The organism is bacterium, from assembly GCA_036382775.1.
Lineage (GTDB): Bacteria > Hydrothermota > Tepidihabitantia > SM23-42 > JAOAFX01 > DASVHD01.
In genome coordinates, this window is sequence record DASVHD010000003.1 from 1 (window position 1) to 15,841 (window position 15,841).

Annotated in this window: 14 protein-coding genes; 10 read left to right on the plus strand and 4 right to left on the minus strand. The window is 54.1% G+C overall.

Features of this window, described 5'->3' with window-relative positions; translation table 11 throughout:
- From VF399_00230 to VF399_00240, 3 genes are all read right to left on the minus strand, one after another.
- Nucleotides 1–1,055, minus strand: a 1,055-nt coding sequence (locus tag VF399_00230; protein HEX7318771.1) for a TldD/PmbA family protein, incomplete at its 3' end; no start/stop codon positions are given.
- A gap of 60 nt (nucleotides 1,056–1,115) precedes the next feature.
- Entirely contained in the window at nucleotides 1,116–2,444 is a 1,329-nt protein-coding gene (locus VF399_00235) for a HAMP domain-containing sensor histidine kinase (protein ID HEX7318772.1), read from the minus strand.
- Nucleotides 2,441–4,078: a M6 family metalloprotease domain-containing protein gene (locus VF399_00240; GenBank protein HEX7318773.1), complete on the minus strand. Its 1,638-nt coding sequence runs from the start codon at nucleotides 4,076–4,078 to the stop codon at nucleotides 2,441–2,443. The genes VF399_00235 and VF399_00240 overlap by 4 nt, the downstream gene beginning before the upstream one ends.
- Nucleotides 4,079–4,531: 453 nt before the next feature.
- Between VF399_00240 and VF399_00245 the strand changes: the two genes are divergently transcribed.
- The 8 genes from VF399_00245 (at nucleotide 4,532) to VF399_00280 (ending at nucleotide 12,752) form a co-directional block, all read left to right on the plus strand.
- Complete coding sequence (locus tag VF399_00245; protein ID HEX7318774.1) at nucleotides 4,532–5,062, plus strand: prepilin-type N-terminal cleavage/methylation domain-containing protein; 531 nt, start codon at nucleotides 4,532–4,534, stop codon at nucleotides 5,060–5,062.
- 19 nt (nucleotides 5,063–5,081) lie between these two features.
- Nucleotides 5,082–5,519, plus strand: coding sequence for a prepilin-type N-terminal cleavage/methylation domain-containing protein (locus VF399_00250; GenBank protein ID HEX7318775.1), 438 nt, complete (start codon nucleotides 5,082–5,084; stop codon nucleotides 5,517–5,519).
- Nucleotides 5,520–5,531: 12 nt separating this feature from the next.
- A complete protein-coding gene (locus VF399_00255; GenBank protein ID HEX7318776.1) occupies nucleotides 5,532–6,467 on the plus strand; it encodes a PilW family protein in 936 nt (311 codons plus the stop codon).
- Between the two features lie 51 nt (nucleotides 6,468–6,518).
- Entirely contained in the window at nucleotides 6,519–6,992 is a 474-nt protein-coding gene (locus tag VF399_00260) for a hypothetical protein (protein HEX7318777.1), read from the plus strand.
- 31 nt (nucleotides 6,993–7,023) lie between these two features.
- A complete protein-coding gene (locus VF399_00265; protein ID HEX7318778.1) occupies nucleotides 7,024–10,515 on the plus strand; it encodes a PilC/PilY family type IV pilus protein in 3,492 nt (1,163 codons plus the stop codon).
- A 10-nt stretch (nucleotides 10,516–10,525) separates the two neighbouring features.
- The gene (locus VF399_00270) at nucleotides 10,526–10,849 is read left to right on the plus strand and encodes a hypothetical protein (protein HEX7318779.1); all 324 of its coding nucleotides are present in this window, start codon (nucleotides 10,526–10,528) and stop codon (nucleotides 10,847–10,849) included.
- 150 nt (nucleotides 10,850–10,999) lie between these two features.
- Nucleotides 11,000–11,920: a putative Ig domain-containing protein gene (locus tag VF399_00275; protein HEX7318780.1), complete on the plus strand. Its 921-nt coding sequence runs from the start codon at nucleotides 11,000–11,002 to the stop codon at nucleotides 11,918–11,920.
- A 142-nt stretch (nucleotides 11,921–12,062) separates the two neighbouring features.
- Nucleotides 12,063–12,752: a hypothetical protein gene (locus tag VF399_00280; GenBank protein ID HEX7318781.1), complete on the plus strand. Its 690-nt coding sequence runs from the start codon at nucleotides 12,063–12,065 to the stop codon at nucleotides 12,750–12,752.
- A 25-nt stretch (nucleotides 12,753–12,777) separates the two neighbouring features.
- Here VF399_00280 and VF399_00285 read toward each other — a convergent pair whose 3' ends face one another.
- A complete protein-coding gene (locus VF399_00285) occupies nucleotides 12,778–13,197 on the minus strand; it encodes a hypothetical protein (protein ID HEX7318782.1) in 420 nt (139 codons plus the stop codon).
- 170 nt (nucleotides 13,198–13,367) lie between these two features.
- On the opposite strand from VF399_00285, the gene VF399_00290 reads away from it, so the two are divergent.
- Both VF399_00290 and VF399_00295 read left to right on the plus strand, forming a co-directional pair.
- Nucleotides 13,368–14,540 (plus strand): aspartate--ammonia ligase, encoded by a 1,173-nt coding sequence (locus VF399_00290; protein ID HEX7318783.1) that lies wholly within the window; start codon nucleotides 13,368–13,370, stop codon nucleotides 14,538–14,540.
- Between the two features lie 77 nt (nucleotides 14,541–14,617).
- Nucleotides 14,618–15,841 (plus strand): hypothetical protein (locus VF399_00295; protein ID HEX7318784.1); only part of this gene is annotated, 1,224 nt, incomplete at its 3' end.

Consider the following 15,841-nt stretch of genomic DNA (forward strand, 5'->3'; position numbering starts at 1 on the left):
ATGAGCGGGATGCGGTTCCAGCCATCGGCCCGCATCGCACCTGACGAAGGCTTCCGGATCCTGGGCGCGGTCTCGCGCGATGTCTGGTACCCGACGAACAGCCCTTCCTTGATCAGGTACACGCGCTGAGCCGGAATCCCCTCGTCATCCCATCCAAAAGTGCCCAAACCGCTGGGTACGGTGGCGTCCGCGACAATGCTTACCGCGCCAGAACCGTACTGCAGCCGGTTATACTTGTCGACGGTCATGAAACTCGTTCCGGCGTACGACGCTTCGGTTCCCAGCACGCGGTCAAGCTCGGTCGGGTGGCCGCACGACTCGTGCACCTGCAGGACCATCTGGCTGCTGTCGAGCACAAGCGTCGTCTTCGTCGAGGGGCACGGTTTAGCTTTCAATAAAATGAGCGCTTCCTCGGCCACGCAGGGCGCGCGGTGTTTTAATTTCATCGCTTCGATGAACTCAAAACCGGCCTGGCTGTAATCTTCATACGAACGGATCTGCATTTCGCCCTTGTCCATGGCAAAAACCTTGAGGCCGCCGCCCACGAAAGTGAATTCCTGGACGACCGCGGAGCCGTCAGTCGAGGCAAAATGGACCTTTATCGAGCGCGACGTCAGGAACGCCGTGCTGACCTTTATCCTTTTGTCGATCCGCAGGGCCTCGTCGCAGGCAAAAAGCAGGTCGATCTTTTTGCTGATCGGCACCTTGAGCGGGTTAATCTTAACGCTTGAACGGTAGGTGCCTTTCTGCGGCTGTACCGGCGCGAGCACGACCGGTTCGCCGCGGACACGGGCCGACGCCCGGGCAATGGACAGCGCTGCCGCGGTCACCACCGCGGCCTCGCGCGGTTTGATAATGTTCGATGATGAAAAACCCCACCCTGAATCCTTGAGGACCCGAACCCCGAAACCGATGTCGGAACTGCGGGTCACGGCCTCCAGGACCCCGTTCTTTATCATCAGTATTTCGTTTTCTTCTTCCACGACCCGTACATCGCCGTAATCGACTTTTTTCGATCTGAAACTGTCTATGATGTTATGGGTAAATGTCTTCATGGTCAGCTCCTTCGCAATATCCGTTCAAACCGCATAACTATATACGATTTCGCTGATAAATCAAGGGCGCGTGGTTTCATCGCTGCTACTGCCGCGTGGTTCCCGGGGCAACGTAATGATGAATTTTGCACCCTTGCCGGGTCCTGACATCACTTCAATTCTGCCTTCGTGTATTTCCACAATTTTCTTTACATATGCCAGACCCAACCCGACGCCGCTTTCTTTCTTGGAAAAGAACGGGCTAAAAACCTGTTCCATATCAGCCCGGTCAATGCCCCGTCCTGTGTCCTCGACCTGCAGTTTGAGATAGGGATCGCCTTCGCCTTCGTAACTGGCGGTCACGATGATCCGGCCTTCGCCTTCGATCGCTTCCACGCTGTTCTTGACCAGATTTGCCACGGCGACGGCCAGCAGGTCACAGTCGGCGCGCAGCGAAAGCGGTCGGGGCACGCGCTGTTCCACGGTTATCCGCGATGGCACTGCGACCCGCTCGACCGCTTCGCGGATTAGTTTGGCCGCGTCGCAGGCCGTGAGAATAGGTTTGACCGGACGCGAAAACTCCAGGATCGCGCTGATCAGGTCATCCATGGACCTGCATTCCCGGATGATATCATCGGCCTTGCGCTTTCCTTTCTCCACCAGGCGGGAAAGCCCGGTAATGGTCGCCAGCGAATTCCTGAACTCATGCGCGATGTAGGCGGAGAATTCAACCAGGGTCCTTTCCCTTGATCTGATCTTGTTGAACACTTCCTGGAACGTCTCGGACACAAAATCCTCGCGCTTCATTTCAATACCGAACTCCCGAGCCGTCCGGGCGACGTAGCGCATGGGCAGCAGCAGGTTGCGCACCAGGAAAATACCCAGGAACGCCATAAAGATCAGGAGGACAGTAATAAACAGTATGTGCCATTTAAATGCCCGGTCTATGACCGTATATGCCGAGTTGTATTGTAGGTACACAAGACAGGCCGGCTGTGTATTATAATACATTAAATGCTCACCGAACTGCAGAAGCTCATCGGGTTTGGCTGCACGCTTGAAGAACCGGGCGTTGTTCGCCGGCTCAAACCCTATCGTGAACGGCAAGGTCAGCGAATTGTACAGCTCGTTCCCCAATGTATCGGTAATGATCAGCTGGTCTATGCCGAACAGCCACGTGATACGCCTTAACCGGGCATGCATGGCCGCCGGATCGCCGGTATTTGAAGAATTCCATGTATCGACGCACAGACCAATGATCGAGATGATCTTGTCCCTGTCGTCCTGCAGGTACTGTTGCCGCAGTTCAACGCTGACATAGAGGTTGACAAGAGCGATGCACAGGATCGTGATGATAAAAATGCCGGCGATGATGCTTATGTCCTGCGGGTATGACCTGCGTATTTTCATCGGATAAGGGTCAAACGACCCTTGGTTCTCTGAACCGGGCTCCCTTCGGTCTCGATCACGTAAAGGTACATGCCGCTGACCACTTCCTGACCGCGGTCGTTCTTCAGGTCCCAGAACGCGCTGCGCCGGAAATGATCCACTTCGCCCGTGAGTTCATTATCCAGGACTCGTACCAGTTCTCCGGCAATATTGAAAAGTGATACCTTGAAAAGCGGGTATGGATCGGTCAGCTCCAGGGTGTCTGAAGGGTAGTAAGTAATAATGATCTTTTTGCCCCACGAGGGCAGGTTGTTGGCGAGAAACGGGTTCGGGTATGCAGCGGTGCGGCCGAACAGGATCGGCGCGATCCAGAACGACGCGGTCACAGCGGAACCGCTCGGGCCGATATCATAGACCAAAGCGCCGCTCGGGGTCTCATTGAACATGCGGCTTGAGGGGATCGTGGCGTCGCCGAAACCGATCGAATCGCCTGACCATAGATCGGCGCCAACACCCAGATCGCCCAAGAGGTAATCCGGATCGCCATCGGCCTGCATGATACCAACGAGCGGATGGCTTTCATCGGAATTTTCGGTACGGGAATCATCGGCATGGAGGATCAACAACCCGTCGCCGGGAAGGCTCCGGTCATAGCCGGCGCGATACCGGTTCTCGACTAAAAAATATTCGCCATTGCCGGTGCCGCTCCATGTCCAGTCCGGGCCGCCCGGATCTTCCATGAGCCGGTAAGCAACCGCACTCGTCGCCGCGCTGATGAGCGACTGGTTTTCACGTCTTGATACGCCGCTTCTTTCTACGGCGACCGGCGTGGTCCAGCCCAGCTGGTATTTTATCCAGGCACACGGGTGGGTCGGTGACGAACCCGGTAGGTCAGAAGAACTGATCCTGCCCCAGGAACCGGCCGCCATCAGGCAGAACCAGCCTAGACCGTTGGTTGAATAGTCAGTATCGTATAGATCGGGCAATCCGATCACATGGCCGAACTCATGAACGAAAACCCCGACCGTAATGCGCGCCGAATAAGTCGAAAGCTTTTCGGGTTCCATTGAATAACCGTCGACCCTCACGCCGTCATCGGTCAAATATGCACCCGGGCATGATGTCCCGGTATTGGACAGCTGCCACTGGTGCGACCAGATATCGTGAATACTGCCTGTTTCCTCGGCACCCGGTCCGGCATGGACAATGAAAACCGCGTCCACATAGCCATCCCCGTCCCCGTCATACTGCGAAAAATCAACCGTCGGGTCAGCAAGGCTGCATGCCTGTTCGACCAGCCGCTGCACGTTTCTCGGGTAGTCGTTGTAAAATCCAAATGAATCGCCCACGTAGTAAGAGTAGTCCTCCGGCGCCCGGAACCAGCCGGCAATATCGCTTTGAGTGCTGATCGTGAATTTTCCATAGGAAACTTCGCTGTAGTAATCCCTCATCGAACTCTGGTTCGTGCCGTAGATAAGAGAATCAAAATCGCTTGTCTGGTATGTCCGCTGATTGTCATCGAAATCAACAAGAATGACCAGCGCCTTTCTTTCGCCCAAAACCGGGCTTATTCGTTTCATGCCGCGGTTCATGGTCAGCGGGAGCTTCGGGGCTCTGATCGCAGTCTTAGCATAAGGATCGGGCGGCATTGACATTAAAAAAATCATGAACAGGTTAAGGACCATAGTCAATAAAGTATATGTATTAATTTTTTTAAGTCAATATTGGCAAATTCTAAATCCTAAACAAGCACTAAATCCCAATGACCAAAACCCAAAACATGGTTTGGAACATTTGAATTTGGGTTTTTGGATTTGTTTAGAAACTCGTGCTTCGAATTTAGGATTTATCATTATTGGTATCTCCTTCCCCATATTGGGTAAAGCTTTACCCTATTGCCGTCAATGTAAAGAAAAAGCGACGTAATTCAATTGATTTATCTAAAAAAACAGGCATGTGCTTTGCATATATATTATAAGGGAATCATGGCACCACTAACCAATAATGTAAGTATCGGCATTCGTCTTGCTATTTGGGGTCATGGTATTTTCCCAACAATGCCAGCTGTAAAAAATTCTGCCGATTCAAAAAACCAAAAGGAGGTTTTCATGAATAGAAAACTCCAACTGAACAAGGGATTCGGTCTTATCGAACTAATGGTCGTTGTCACTATCATCGGAGTACTAATGCTGATCGCCGTTCCCAATTTCGCCGGTATGCAGCAAAGGGCAAGGATCCGATCGGGCTCACAGGAAATCGCCCAGGATCTCAGGCAGATCCGGGAACGCGCCGTGTCGCTCGGTGTTTCATTCCAGATCAATTCACCCGACCAGTACCACTACCAGGTTATCAATGAAGCGGGTAACGCTTTACCGTACAAACTTGGCGGAACTACCGGCGGCGCGCTGAAGTTCGGCGTCTGCGGTACCTACACGGGCGGATTCCCGCCGGAATCAAGCGGTTCCATGCCGGGCGATGGATTTGATTTCCCCGGCGGCACTTTGACGATCACCAACCGCGGGAGCGCCACAAAGGGCGTAATCTATATTAACAACGGTCGCGACAATCACGCGGTCGGCGTGAACAGCCTGGGAAAGATCAAGGTCTACCGATATGCGAACGGCAACTGGTATTATTGATGTAATCGAGGAGGAACCAATGAGGATCAAAGATGCAATAATCAAGAAAAATAATCGCGGTTTCACGCTGGTGGAGATATTGGTCGCGGTGATGATCCTGGCGATCGGTATTCTGGCCGTGTCCCAGTTGACCATCATTGGCATGAAGTCGACCAGCACCACGCGTCTGAAAGTCTACGCCCGTACGACCATGGATACGTTCTTTGAAACGCTCAACGCATTGCCTAACACGCATCCCTATCTCACGAACCTCGACGGGACCACGCCCGACCTTGCCGACACGCTGGTCCCCGATCATACGACAATGATCCAGGACCAGTCAACCGACAATATCCAATACCAGCTCATGTGGAATATCGTTGATGACATACCCGACTCCCGGTTCAGGACCATCCGGATATACGTCATGTGGGGCAGGTCCCGCATCTGGGGTGATTTTATCAAAGTTAAAACATAACGAGGGGGATCAATGAAAAAAGGTATGACTTTAGTCGAATTAATGGTTTCCCTGGTCGTCCTGAGTTTCGTTCTGGTCGCGATCTTCTCGCTCCTCTCCATACAGCAAGTGCGCTCAACCCAGGTGGTTAAAGGGACCGTGCTCCAGACCGATGCCCAGGTCACGTTCACCCTATTCAAATGGGACATGATGATGACGGGCATGGGTTATCCCTATGGCGACGCCTCGGTCGTGACAGGCGGCGACGGAACCGGCGGGCTTGCCGGCTCCGATGTTTATACAACCAAGGCCGCGGCCCTGGGCTTTGAGACCGGAACGACGCACTGGGGGTATGTCCTGGACCTGGTCTACTCGGGAAGCCAGATCATCGATGTCCGAAGATGGGATAATACGAAGTATGATTTTGTCGCCGGCGATCATATTATCCTCCTCAACCAGCAACGCTATCCCCTTTACACGGACCTGATAATACAGTCGGTAACGCCCTTCCTCTACTTCATGCCTAACGGCGATACGGTCCATGCCAATCACCTGATCTTTACGTCCACTTTTCCCAAGGACATTCCCGACGGCCTGGCAGTGTTCCAGTACAACCCAACCCTGCTGGCGGGCACGACCTACCAGATCAATGCCCAGCAGCAGCTGATGCGGGGGAACGAAGTCCTTCTTGATAACGTGGAGGACCTGCAGTTCGCTTACGGCATTGATAATGACAATGACGGGGTGGTCGAGACCTGGTCAAACACCGTTCCGTCGAACCCGAGTTTCACCAGAAAATGGGCAATACGGTTCAACATGGTCATCGCGTCCGAAGGAATGGGCGGCTACCAGTATCCAAGTGCCAATTACACGATCGAAAATCATCTTACGAACCTGACCCAGGTCCAGCGCAGGATGCGCCGGATCTTTGTCAGCAATATCGTTTATCCGCAGAACCTGGAGCCATAACCATGATATTAATGAAGATCTCTTGTTACCCAACACCGCGAAGGAGGGTTTATGATGACCCTTATTAGACAGTCCAATCAGAAAGGTATCGCCTTGCTGGTCGCCATGGGCACCATGCTCGTCGTCCTGATCATCGGTTCGCTGGCTCTTTACCTTATTGTAAGGGGTATGCGCGTGACCGGCGGGCAGGCACGTTACGAGACTGCCTATGAAGCGGCCGTTGCCGCACTTGAGGTGGGCAAGGCCGATGCGGCCGTTCTAAACATCAACATATCATCGCCAACGATCATCAAAAACATCACCGTGGGCAACTATAACGCGACGATCCGGGTGGAACGCGCCGGCGGGCAGACTTTCGCGCCGCCGGGTTCGGCGATCAAGTTCGCCCGCGCCACGCTCGGACCGGGCGGCGGCGGAGCCAGCGGATACTACCGGAACTTCTATGTCCATGCTGTCGCGATCGGACCCGGGGGCGAGCAGGCTTCCCTGGAAGCGATCGAACGGTTCACGTTCACGCCTAAATAATAAAATAAAAATGAAGATTGAGGAGGATACAATGATCAAACACAGAAAGATCTTTTGTCTTGCCGGCATGGGACTGTTAATGCTCCTGTTCACGGCATCGCCCGGCATGGCGCAGGATATGACGAGCTACTGCTGCGCGCCGCCGTTCGTCACGACCGTGGTACCGCCCAATATCATGATGTCGCTGGATAATTCGGGCAGCATGTTTGACCGCGCGTACCTTAACTCCGGCATTAATCTTTACATGACGGACACGACAAAGTGGTACGGGTATTTCAAACCCGAAAGCATGTACGTCTGGAATAGCAACCATTTCGAATCGAGCCCGACCGGCATCTGGCCGGGCAGGGTATTGAACTGGGCATGCATGTGCCGCGCCGATGTCGCGAAAAAAGTTTTGACCGGCGGCAAGGGCAACATCGTCGGCGGCGTCGCGCGCCTGGTCAGCGAAGGAAGACTCAGCTGGACCGTCTATTACCGCCGGGACGCCACGAACTATAATACTTTCTCTATCACCCATGGCGGAAGCTACGAAACACGAGTGACGGTCACGCGAACGGGAGCTAACCCGCCGATCAATGCGACTCTGAGCAGCATTCCGATCAATGTGGACATCCCGGAGATAGAGTACCGCGGCGTATTGGACCAGATCGGTGATAAGGACGACAACCGGCACTGGGACGACGATGCGCCTTTGTTCGGACTCTGGCATTACAACAACGACGAAGGCGGTCATATCCGGGATTACATCGGCGACCCGGATATCATTGATATGCGCAATCATGTCAACGAAGTGATCTGCGATACCTGGACCCCCCTGGCCGAAAATTATTTCGAACTCCTCCATTACTTTTCGCAGTCTCAAAACCGCCACTATTACAACTCGGACTACACGCCCAACCCGGGCGGTCTGCATGATCCCTTCTATGACAAACGGATCCTTGACATGGTGCCGTGCCGCAGGTCGTTCGTGCTCATGATCACGGACGGCGAGTCCACCATGGACCAGAACATCCCCAATTCCGACATAGCTCATATGCCGTTCGCTACTGGTTTAAGGGATTATGACGGCGACGGCAATGACCCGGGTTCTTATCCATCAAACGGGACCGACTACCTCGATGACATCTGCTTGTACGGCCACGTCAATGACATGAGACCGGACAGCGGCACCGGCTGGGGCGCCCGGGAACTGCCCGACAAGCAGGAAGTCACCTGCTTCGTGATCTATGCCTTCGGCGCGTCCGGATCCCAGCTGCTCAAGGACGCCGCAAAGAACGGCGGGTTCGAGGACCGCAACGGCAACAAACGGCCTGACCTGGCGATCGAATGGGACGAAGACGGCGACGGCATACCTGACAACTATTACGAGGCGACCAACGGCTATGAACTGGAACAGGCAATCCTGGACGCGATCATGGAAATGATGGCGCGGATCTCCTCAGGTTCAGGCGCGGCGGTCGTGACCCAGGGTGGCGCGGGCGGCGGCATTACGGCGCAGGGCCAGTTCTTCCCGAGGCGTTATTACCCGACCGGCGAAGTGCTCGACTGGGTGGGAAATATCTACAGCCTGTGGCTGGATGAATACGGTTTGATCCGCGAGGACACTGACCAGAACCATATGATGGGACTGACCCAGGACTACGTCATTCAAAATATGTATTACAACGGTAATGATGTCGTGGCTCCGCTATACCAAGACGAGTTCGGGAATGGCGAGTCCCTGACTTTTGTCGGGGACGTGCCGGTCATGGACCTGAAAACCGTATGGGACGGCGGCAAACTCCTCCACGCCGTGGCACCGGCCAACCGGATCATAAAGACCTTTGTGGACGCAAACAAGAACCACTTTGTGGACGCCGGCGAAGTAATCGATTTCGCTACCAGCAATGCCGCGACCCTAATGCCGTACCTGGGCCTGGCTACTAGCGGTGCGGCAGATACGACTATAAGCTATGTTCGCGGCCAGGATTTCACGAACCTGCGCACTAGGACCGTGGATGGCAATCCCTGGAAATTGGGCGACATCATCAACTCGTCACCGGTTCCGATGAGCGCGCCACCCGAACGGTATGACTATATCTACGGCGACATGACATACCTTGACTACTACAATACCTATGAATTCCGCCGGCCCGTACTTTATGCCGGCGCGAACGACGGTATGCTCCACGCTTTCAACGCAGGCCTGTACGATCCTGATACCCGGCACCTCGACGGGCTGGGAAGACCCCTGGGCGCGGAGTTGTGGGCGTACGTACCGTATAATCTCCTGCCCCATGTAAGATGGCTGCAGAACCCGAAATACTGCCACGTGTACTACTCCGACATGAAAACCTATATCAGCGACGCCAAGATCTTCAGCGACGACGCCAAGCACCCCCGCGGCTGGGGCACGGTTCTGATCGGCGCCATGCGCCTGGGCGGCGGTTCGATCGCTATTGCGACGGATACCTGCCGCTCTTCGTATTTCGCCATCGATATCACCGATCCCCTTGACCCAGAACCGATCTGGGAATGGCACGACGATTCGCTTAACTATACGGTCTGCTATTCCAATGTCGTGAAGGTCGGCAATAGTTGGTTCCTGGCCCTGGGATCCGGTCCTGTAACCTGCGGCGGCGAGATCACGCGCGAAGCGCGCATCTATATCCTGGATCTGGCGACCGGCGCGCTCCTGCGCGAGTTCACGTTCGGCGAAACCAATTCCTTCATCAGCGACATCTTCGCGCTCGACTGGAATACGGACTACAACGTGGACTTCATCTACTTTGGCACGTGCCAGAAAGACGCGGCCATACCGGGCGGTTACGGCGGCAAGATCTACCGCATCAATACCCTGGCCGACCCCAACGTCAACAACTGGACATATAACCTCCTGATGAACATGCAGCGGCCGGTTACGGCCGAAGGCAGCGTGGCCAGGGACATGGAAGGTCACCGCTGGGTGTATTTCGGAACCGGACGGTTTTACAGCGACGTGGACGAAGGCGACATGACCTCGCAGATCTTCGTCGGGTTCAGGGATGACACGACCAATACAACAAATCCGTTCAACCTGTACAACGTGACCGGTATCGAGGTCGACACCGCCGGTACCGTGCACCTGCCGAGCACCGCAACGATGTCATTCGACTCGCTGACCAATGCCGTAGCGAACCGACTCGGCTGGTTCCGATACCTCGACGCTTCAGCCGGCGAACGTAGCTTGACCACGACCCTGGTGTATGGCGGCGCGGTCATGTTCACGACCTTCTCGCCGACCGGCGACGTGTGTTCATACGGCGGCCAGGGCTATCTGTATGCGCTTTACTACCGCACCGGCACGGCTTATAAGGACACGATCATCGGCGATACATTGGGGAACAACCGCTACCGGCTGGCCCTGGGAGCGGGCATGCCCTCAGAACCGACGATCTACATGAACCAGGTCATTCTGCAGCGAGCCGGCGAGATCGATAAGTACGAGTGGACCGCGCCCGAACTGCCAAGGACCGGTTTGATACTCTGGAAAGGCAAATAAGGAGGCTACCATGAAAAAGCTTATACTTTTAATCGCGCTGTTGGTTCTCCCCTTGCTGGCCGCCGAGGAAACGAACATGGGGATGGTTTACGGTGCCGAAGGCGATTCCCTGATCCTCGCGGACGGCCTTAAGGTCTATGTACCAGGACTGTCACTGGGTGGTCGCTACGTCACCGATAACGCCTCGCTCGACCTTTCCACGATATCATTCCCGTTCACGGCTTCCCTCGTCACCATGGAAACGTCTGATCCCGCAGTAAAAAGCGGCCTGTTCACCTACGTAAAGATCTATAAGCTCTACCGTGTGGTAGAAGGCAGGCTGGTCGAGAAGTAATAAAATCGACGGGCAGGGCGTTTGACTTCAAATGATCGCCCTGCCCGTTTCTTATTGCCTGGGCGATCATCAACCAAGTTAGATGTCAGGTCATGAAAAACGGCTTGACTTTCAAGTCCATTCATATACAATACGGTACTGGAGGTTTCCGTGAAAGAACCGATTAGGATCAGAAATCTATTTGTTTATTTGACTCTCATCATTATTTTATTCGCCGTCCACTGCAACGGAAAAGGGGAACAAGGCGAGGCGCAAAATACGCCGCCCGAAGTCCAGACCATCAACATCGCGCCGGTGACGCCGACGGTCCAGTCTGAAATCACCGTTCAGATCACGGGTTTTGACAAAGAGGGCGATCCGATCACCTACCAGGTCAAGTGGTTTATCAATGACCGGGAGATCGGCGAGGGGATGTCGTTCAAATACGAAGATATCAAGACCGGCGACAAGATCTACGCTGAGGTCACTCCTTACGACGGTAAAGCCTATGGCAAAAGCAAGCAGTCCAATAGTGTCACGATCGGCGGACAGGTGCCGCGCATCCTGTCCGTCAAATACGCTCCTGAATCGGTATTCGTGACGACCCCGACGATCGCGCTTGACGCGGTCATTGATGACCCTGACCAGGACACGGTCAGCCTGTTCTGCAACTGGCTTATCCATGACCGGGTGGCGGCGGATACATTGCCCACGTTCACTCTGAGCGGCCTTAACCTGCGCAAGGGCGACACGATCTACGCCAGCGCGTATGCCTGGGACAAGCAGGGACGTTCAGATCCGTTTGAATTCGCGATCGTAGTGTCGAATGCACCACCCGCGCTCCAGAACGCGGATGGAGTCGTCACGCTGCGTCTTGACAGCCTCGCTTATAAGATTCCGATCACGGACCCTGACAACGACCCAATGACCTTTGAACTGCTCAGGGGTCCGGAAGGCGTATGGATCGACCGTAACAGCGGCGTACTCAATGGCAACCCCGGCAATGTGAATTCGCTCGAAGTCACGGTCCGTGCCACAGATCAGGCTGGCGCCTCTCTGGTCGCGAAATTCACGCTGACCTCGCCTGAATAAAGATTGAAGTTAAGAAGTTCTGAGGTTAAGAAGCGCAGACCGTAACAGACAAACCTTAAACATCATGAAATTAAGAATTTTTCAATTGGCATTTAGCATTTGTTTGGGATTTGGTCCGCCACACAGTATGGCGGATTGTAATTTGGCATTCGCCGCCACGCTCGTTTATCAGCAAGGCGATACACTCAGATTCATGGCCGGTGACAGCCTGGTCGCTACCAGCGTCATGTCCGCAGAAACGGTCCTGGAGCCGGTGGCGAGATCGGTCGTTACCAAAGCAAAAACGTCGGCTGAACACGACCGGTATTTTGTCTACCAGGAAACTTATTTTCTGCATAATGACAGCATCATCACGTCGCTCACCCTGTACTCATCCGATCAAAAAAAGCTGTGGCAGCGCGCCTGCGATAATGACCGCAGGATCTCGTACGAGCTTACCGACCTGCATAATAATATCCTGGTTCTGGTCACGATGGACCGGGATAATGCCAACCCCCGGCTTGAATTCATCCAAAACCAAAAAGAACGCACGGTCATCAAGGAAAACCAGTGGCAGAGGATCACCGAATACACCATTTCCCCGAATGACCGATTTATCGTCTTGCACGTCAAAAATCCCTACCAGGGGAAGATCTGGGATTATGTCTATTTCATTGACTTAAAGACCAACAAAACATGGTCGTATCTGTTCCCGATATGCGTTTCCTGCAAGAGGAGCCGCCTGGAAATGAAGGTGGATGACGAAGGAGTCACTGAGGTCATCTACAAGAACGAACACCGGCTGTTTTCCCGTAACGGAACCCTGACGGATGTTTTGATCAAAACAGAATGAGCACCGTCAGGAAAACCGGTAAGCTTTAATCAACCAAAGACTGCACCACAATCGCCGAGACAACACCGAGCACGAATGTGCCGCCCAGGCAGCCAAAGACCTTTAATTTTGCCTTGCCCGGCGCCCCCTGGACTTTTTTGTAATCCAGTTCCACCGTGGTCACGCGGTTGGATGCGATGCGGACCTTAACGATCCCCTCGCTGTAGCGCGCGATCTTCCACAGCGCGCCGATGCTGCCGTCCTTGAGACGCCAGCTGGCCGCTTCCACGCTATCCTGCGGGAAAAACCCGACGTTGTATTCATCGGGTTTGAGCGCGTATTTCAGGACCGGCGTGCTGCCGATGAGATCGTCATCCACAAATACGGGTAGGCTGTCCTTGTCGGCCGTGACAGTTAGATACCCGACATCATCATTAAGTTGGAAAAATAAAAGCAGTATCAACATGCCCGAGTATATACAGGCGTCCTGAAAAGTCAATATTGACAAACTTCAAGAATTCACTATACTATGCCCGGTAGCCATTGCTATTGATTCGACAATACGATTCCGAGATAACCAAATCTCATCATAGGTCATGATAAAAAAGACCAAACATTGTTAAAAGGAGGCTTACAATGGCAGGCAAAAAGCCGAAAAAAGAAGATAGCGTGCAACCCCAGAAGTACGACAAGAAAATGGACCTTGCCGGTCCTGGAGTAAGCACGTACGAGGAAGTCGCAAAAATTCTGCCTAGTGATTATAAACCGGTGCTGCCGCCGATGGAAAGGATGAAGGCACTGTACGCGGTCAAAGATTACATCGAAAAGAACATGTGCAAAGAGCTCAACCTGAACATGGTCCAGGTACCGCTGATCGTCGACCGCGACAGCGGGGTCAACGATTACCTTGACCGCGACGGATCGCGCACACCGATCGAATTCAACTGCGGCCTGGGGCTGGAAAAGCCGATCCGCGGGCAGGTCGTCCAGGCAGCCACCAAGTGGAAGAGGGTCGCGTTACAGCAATTCAACTGCAAGGTCGGTGAAGGGCTCTGCACTGACATGAGGGCGGTACGCAAGGATTATTTTCTTGATCATGACCACAGTTCATATGTTGATCAGTGGGATTGGGAACGCGTTATCACCGCTGACCAGCGCAATCTGAAATTCCTTAAAGAGATCGTAAGCAAGCTCTGGAAAGTCATTTACGGCGCAGGTAAACTTGTGCAGGACATGTACCCTGAACTAAAAGATCCCAAATACCCGCCGATACCCGAGGAATTGAAGTTCCTTCACGCCGAGGAGATCCTGGATATGTTCCCTGATCTCCCCAGGAAACAGCGGGAAACCCAGATCCTTCAGAAATATCCGGCGGTCTTCATCATCGGGATCGGCTGGACGCTAAGAGACGGTTATCCGCATGAAATGCGCGCGGCCGACTACGACGATTGGGTCACCGAGACGACCAGTGACGACGGCAAACCCATGCACGGGTTAAACGGCGATATCCTCGTCTGGAACCCGATCACAAAGCGGCGCCATGAACTCACATCGATGGGGATCCGGGTCACGAAGGAAACCCTTAAGAAACAGCTGGAAATGACCGGACAGCTCGATTTCCTCAAACTGCCCTATCACCAGGCGATCCTCAACGACAAAATCCCGCTGAGCATCGGCGGCGGCATCGGGCAGGCGCGGACTTACATGTACCTGCTCCGGACCGCCCACCTCGGCGAAGTTACGGTCACGATCTGGCCCAAGCAGCTTAAGGATATCTGCGCCAAGAAAAACATCATCGTGCTCGAATGAGCTGATTGCTTGATTATCAGAACATAAAACCACCCGCCGCAAGCGGGTGGTTTTATTCTCAACCGGAGGACATTTTCATGAAGGTCATAGGCCTGGCATTAGCAATATCAACGGCATTAACTTACGCGGGATCGGCGAGGCCGTATCGCCCGGCGGCTTATTTTGAGGCCGATCCCAAGCCGGTCAAACTGCACCTGTACGAAAACCCTCTTGACTACGCGGCAGGCCGCATCGGCATTGACGCGCGCGATTTCGAACTGCCGCGCGCATACGAAGGCGAATACCGTTTCGCGTGCCGGCTGCCGATCATTGACCAGGTTTCGAACCAACCGCTTTATCTTAAACAATGGGCCGAAGACCAGTCCGCGCTGATCAATAGACAGCACGCCGCAGGCGGTATCACCGTCATTCTGGACGCGCTTACGTTGCTCTGCGGATCGTCCTGGACTGCCCAGATCCAGGACAACAACAGACTGAGGTCCATCATTACCAAAGCCCTCACCCGGTCGCCGTTTACCTCAAAATATCGCCGGGCATTGACTTCGCTGTATCTCTGCTATTCAGAAGCGCTCGATATGGTCAAAAGATCACGCGTCATGCTGGATGAAGACAACCGGTCTTTCCTGAATGCCAACCCGGGATATTATATTACCCCTGACGGCGTGAAAATGCCGGATCTCACGGGCGATGTTCAAAACCAGTTTAAATACATCGAGCTGATCCGCAAGGTCAGGCTCGAGTACATCTTGTCAGCCGCGCAGGTAATGTCGGTCGCCCTGCAAAGATATGTCGAAGATACGAAAAATTTCTCGATCCAGGATTTCTATTCGGATACTGCGCGCGCGCGCGAAAAATTTACCATAAATACGGATAACGGAACGCTCTCGGTTTACGGCTGCGCCGATGATCTCCACGACGCGGACGAACTGTTCCTGATCGATATCGGTGGTCATGACACGTACCACAACAATGCCGGTGCCTGCTGCTCACCACATGACGGCGTTGCCGTGTGCATCGACCACGCGGGCAATGATCAGTACCGTGCCCCGGACCGTGATCATGTCCAGGGGTTCGGAACTCTTGGCGCCGGGTTCCTTATTGACATCTCCGGGGATGATACTTACGAAGCCCGGCATTTTAGCCAGGGTGCCGGGATCGCCGGCGTGGGCGCGCTCTGGGACCTCAACGGCGACGATCACTACTGCGCCCAAACTTTCTGCCAGGGAGCGGGCGCGTTCGGTCTGGGCATATCCCTTGACAATGCGGGCAATGACCAATACGACTGCGCGTCCCTCGGTCAG

Excerpts from the sequence above, each read along its gene's own strand:
- VF399_00290 (HEX7318783.1), top strand. The coding sequence starts at position 13,368 with ATGGCAGGCAAAAAGCCGAAAAAAGAAGATAGCGTGCAACCCCAGAAG.
- VF399_00250 (HEX7318775.1), top strand. The coding sequence starts at position 5,082 with ATGAGGATCAAAGATGCAATAATCAAGAAAAATAATCGCGGTTTCACG.
- VF399_00255 (HEX7318776.1), top strand. The coding sequence starts at position 5,532 with ATGAAAAAAGGTATGACTTTAGTCGAATTAATGGTTTCCCTGGTCGTC.
- VF399_00245 (HEX7318774.1), top strand. The coding sequence starts at position 4,532 with ATGAATAGAAAACTCCAACTGAACAAGGGATTCGGTCTTATCGAACTA.
- VF399_00270 (HEX7318779.1), top strand. The coding sequence starts at position 10,526 with ATGAAAAAGCTTATACTTTTAATCGCGCTGTTGGTTCTCCCCTTGCTG.
- VF399_00265 (HEX7318778.1), top strand. The coding sequence starts at position 7,024 with ATGATCAAACACAGAAAGATCTTTTGTCTTGCCGGCATGGGACTGTTA.
- VF399_00240 (HEX7318773.1), bottom strand. The coding sequence starts at position 4,078 with ATGTCAATGCCGCCCGATCCTTATGCTAAGACTGCGATCAGAGCCCCG.
- VF399_00235 (HEX7318772.1), bottom strand. The coding sequence starts at position 2,444 with ATGAAAATACGCAGGTCATACCCGCAGGACATAAGCATCATCGCCGGC.
- VF399_00285 (HEX7318782.1), bottom strand. The coding sequence starts at position 13,197 with ATGTTGATACTGCTTTTATTTTTCCAACTTAATGATGATGTCGGGTAT.
- VF399_00260 (HEX7318777.1), top strand. The coding sequence starts at position 6,519 with ATGATGACCCTTATTAGACAGTCCAATCAGAAAGGTATCGCCTTGCTG.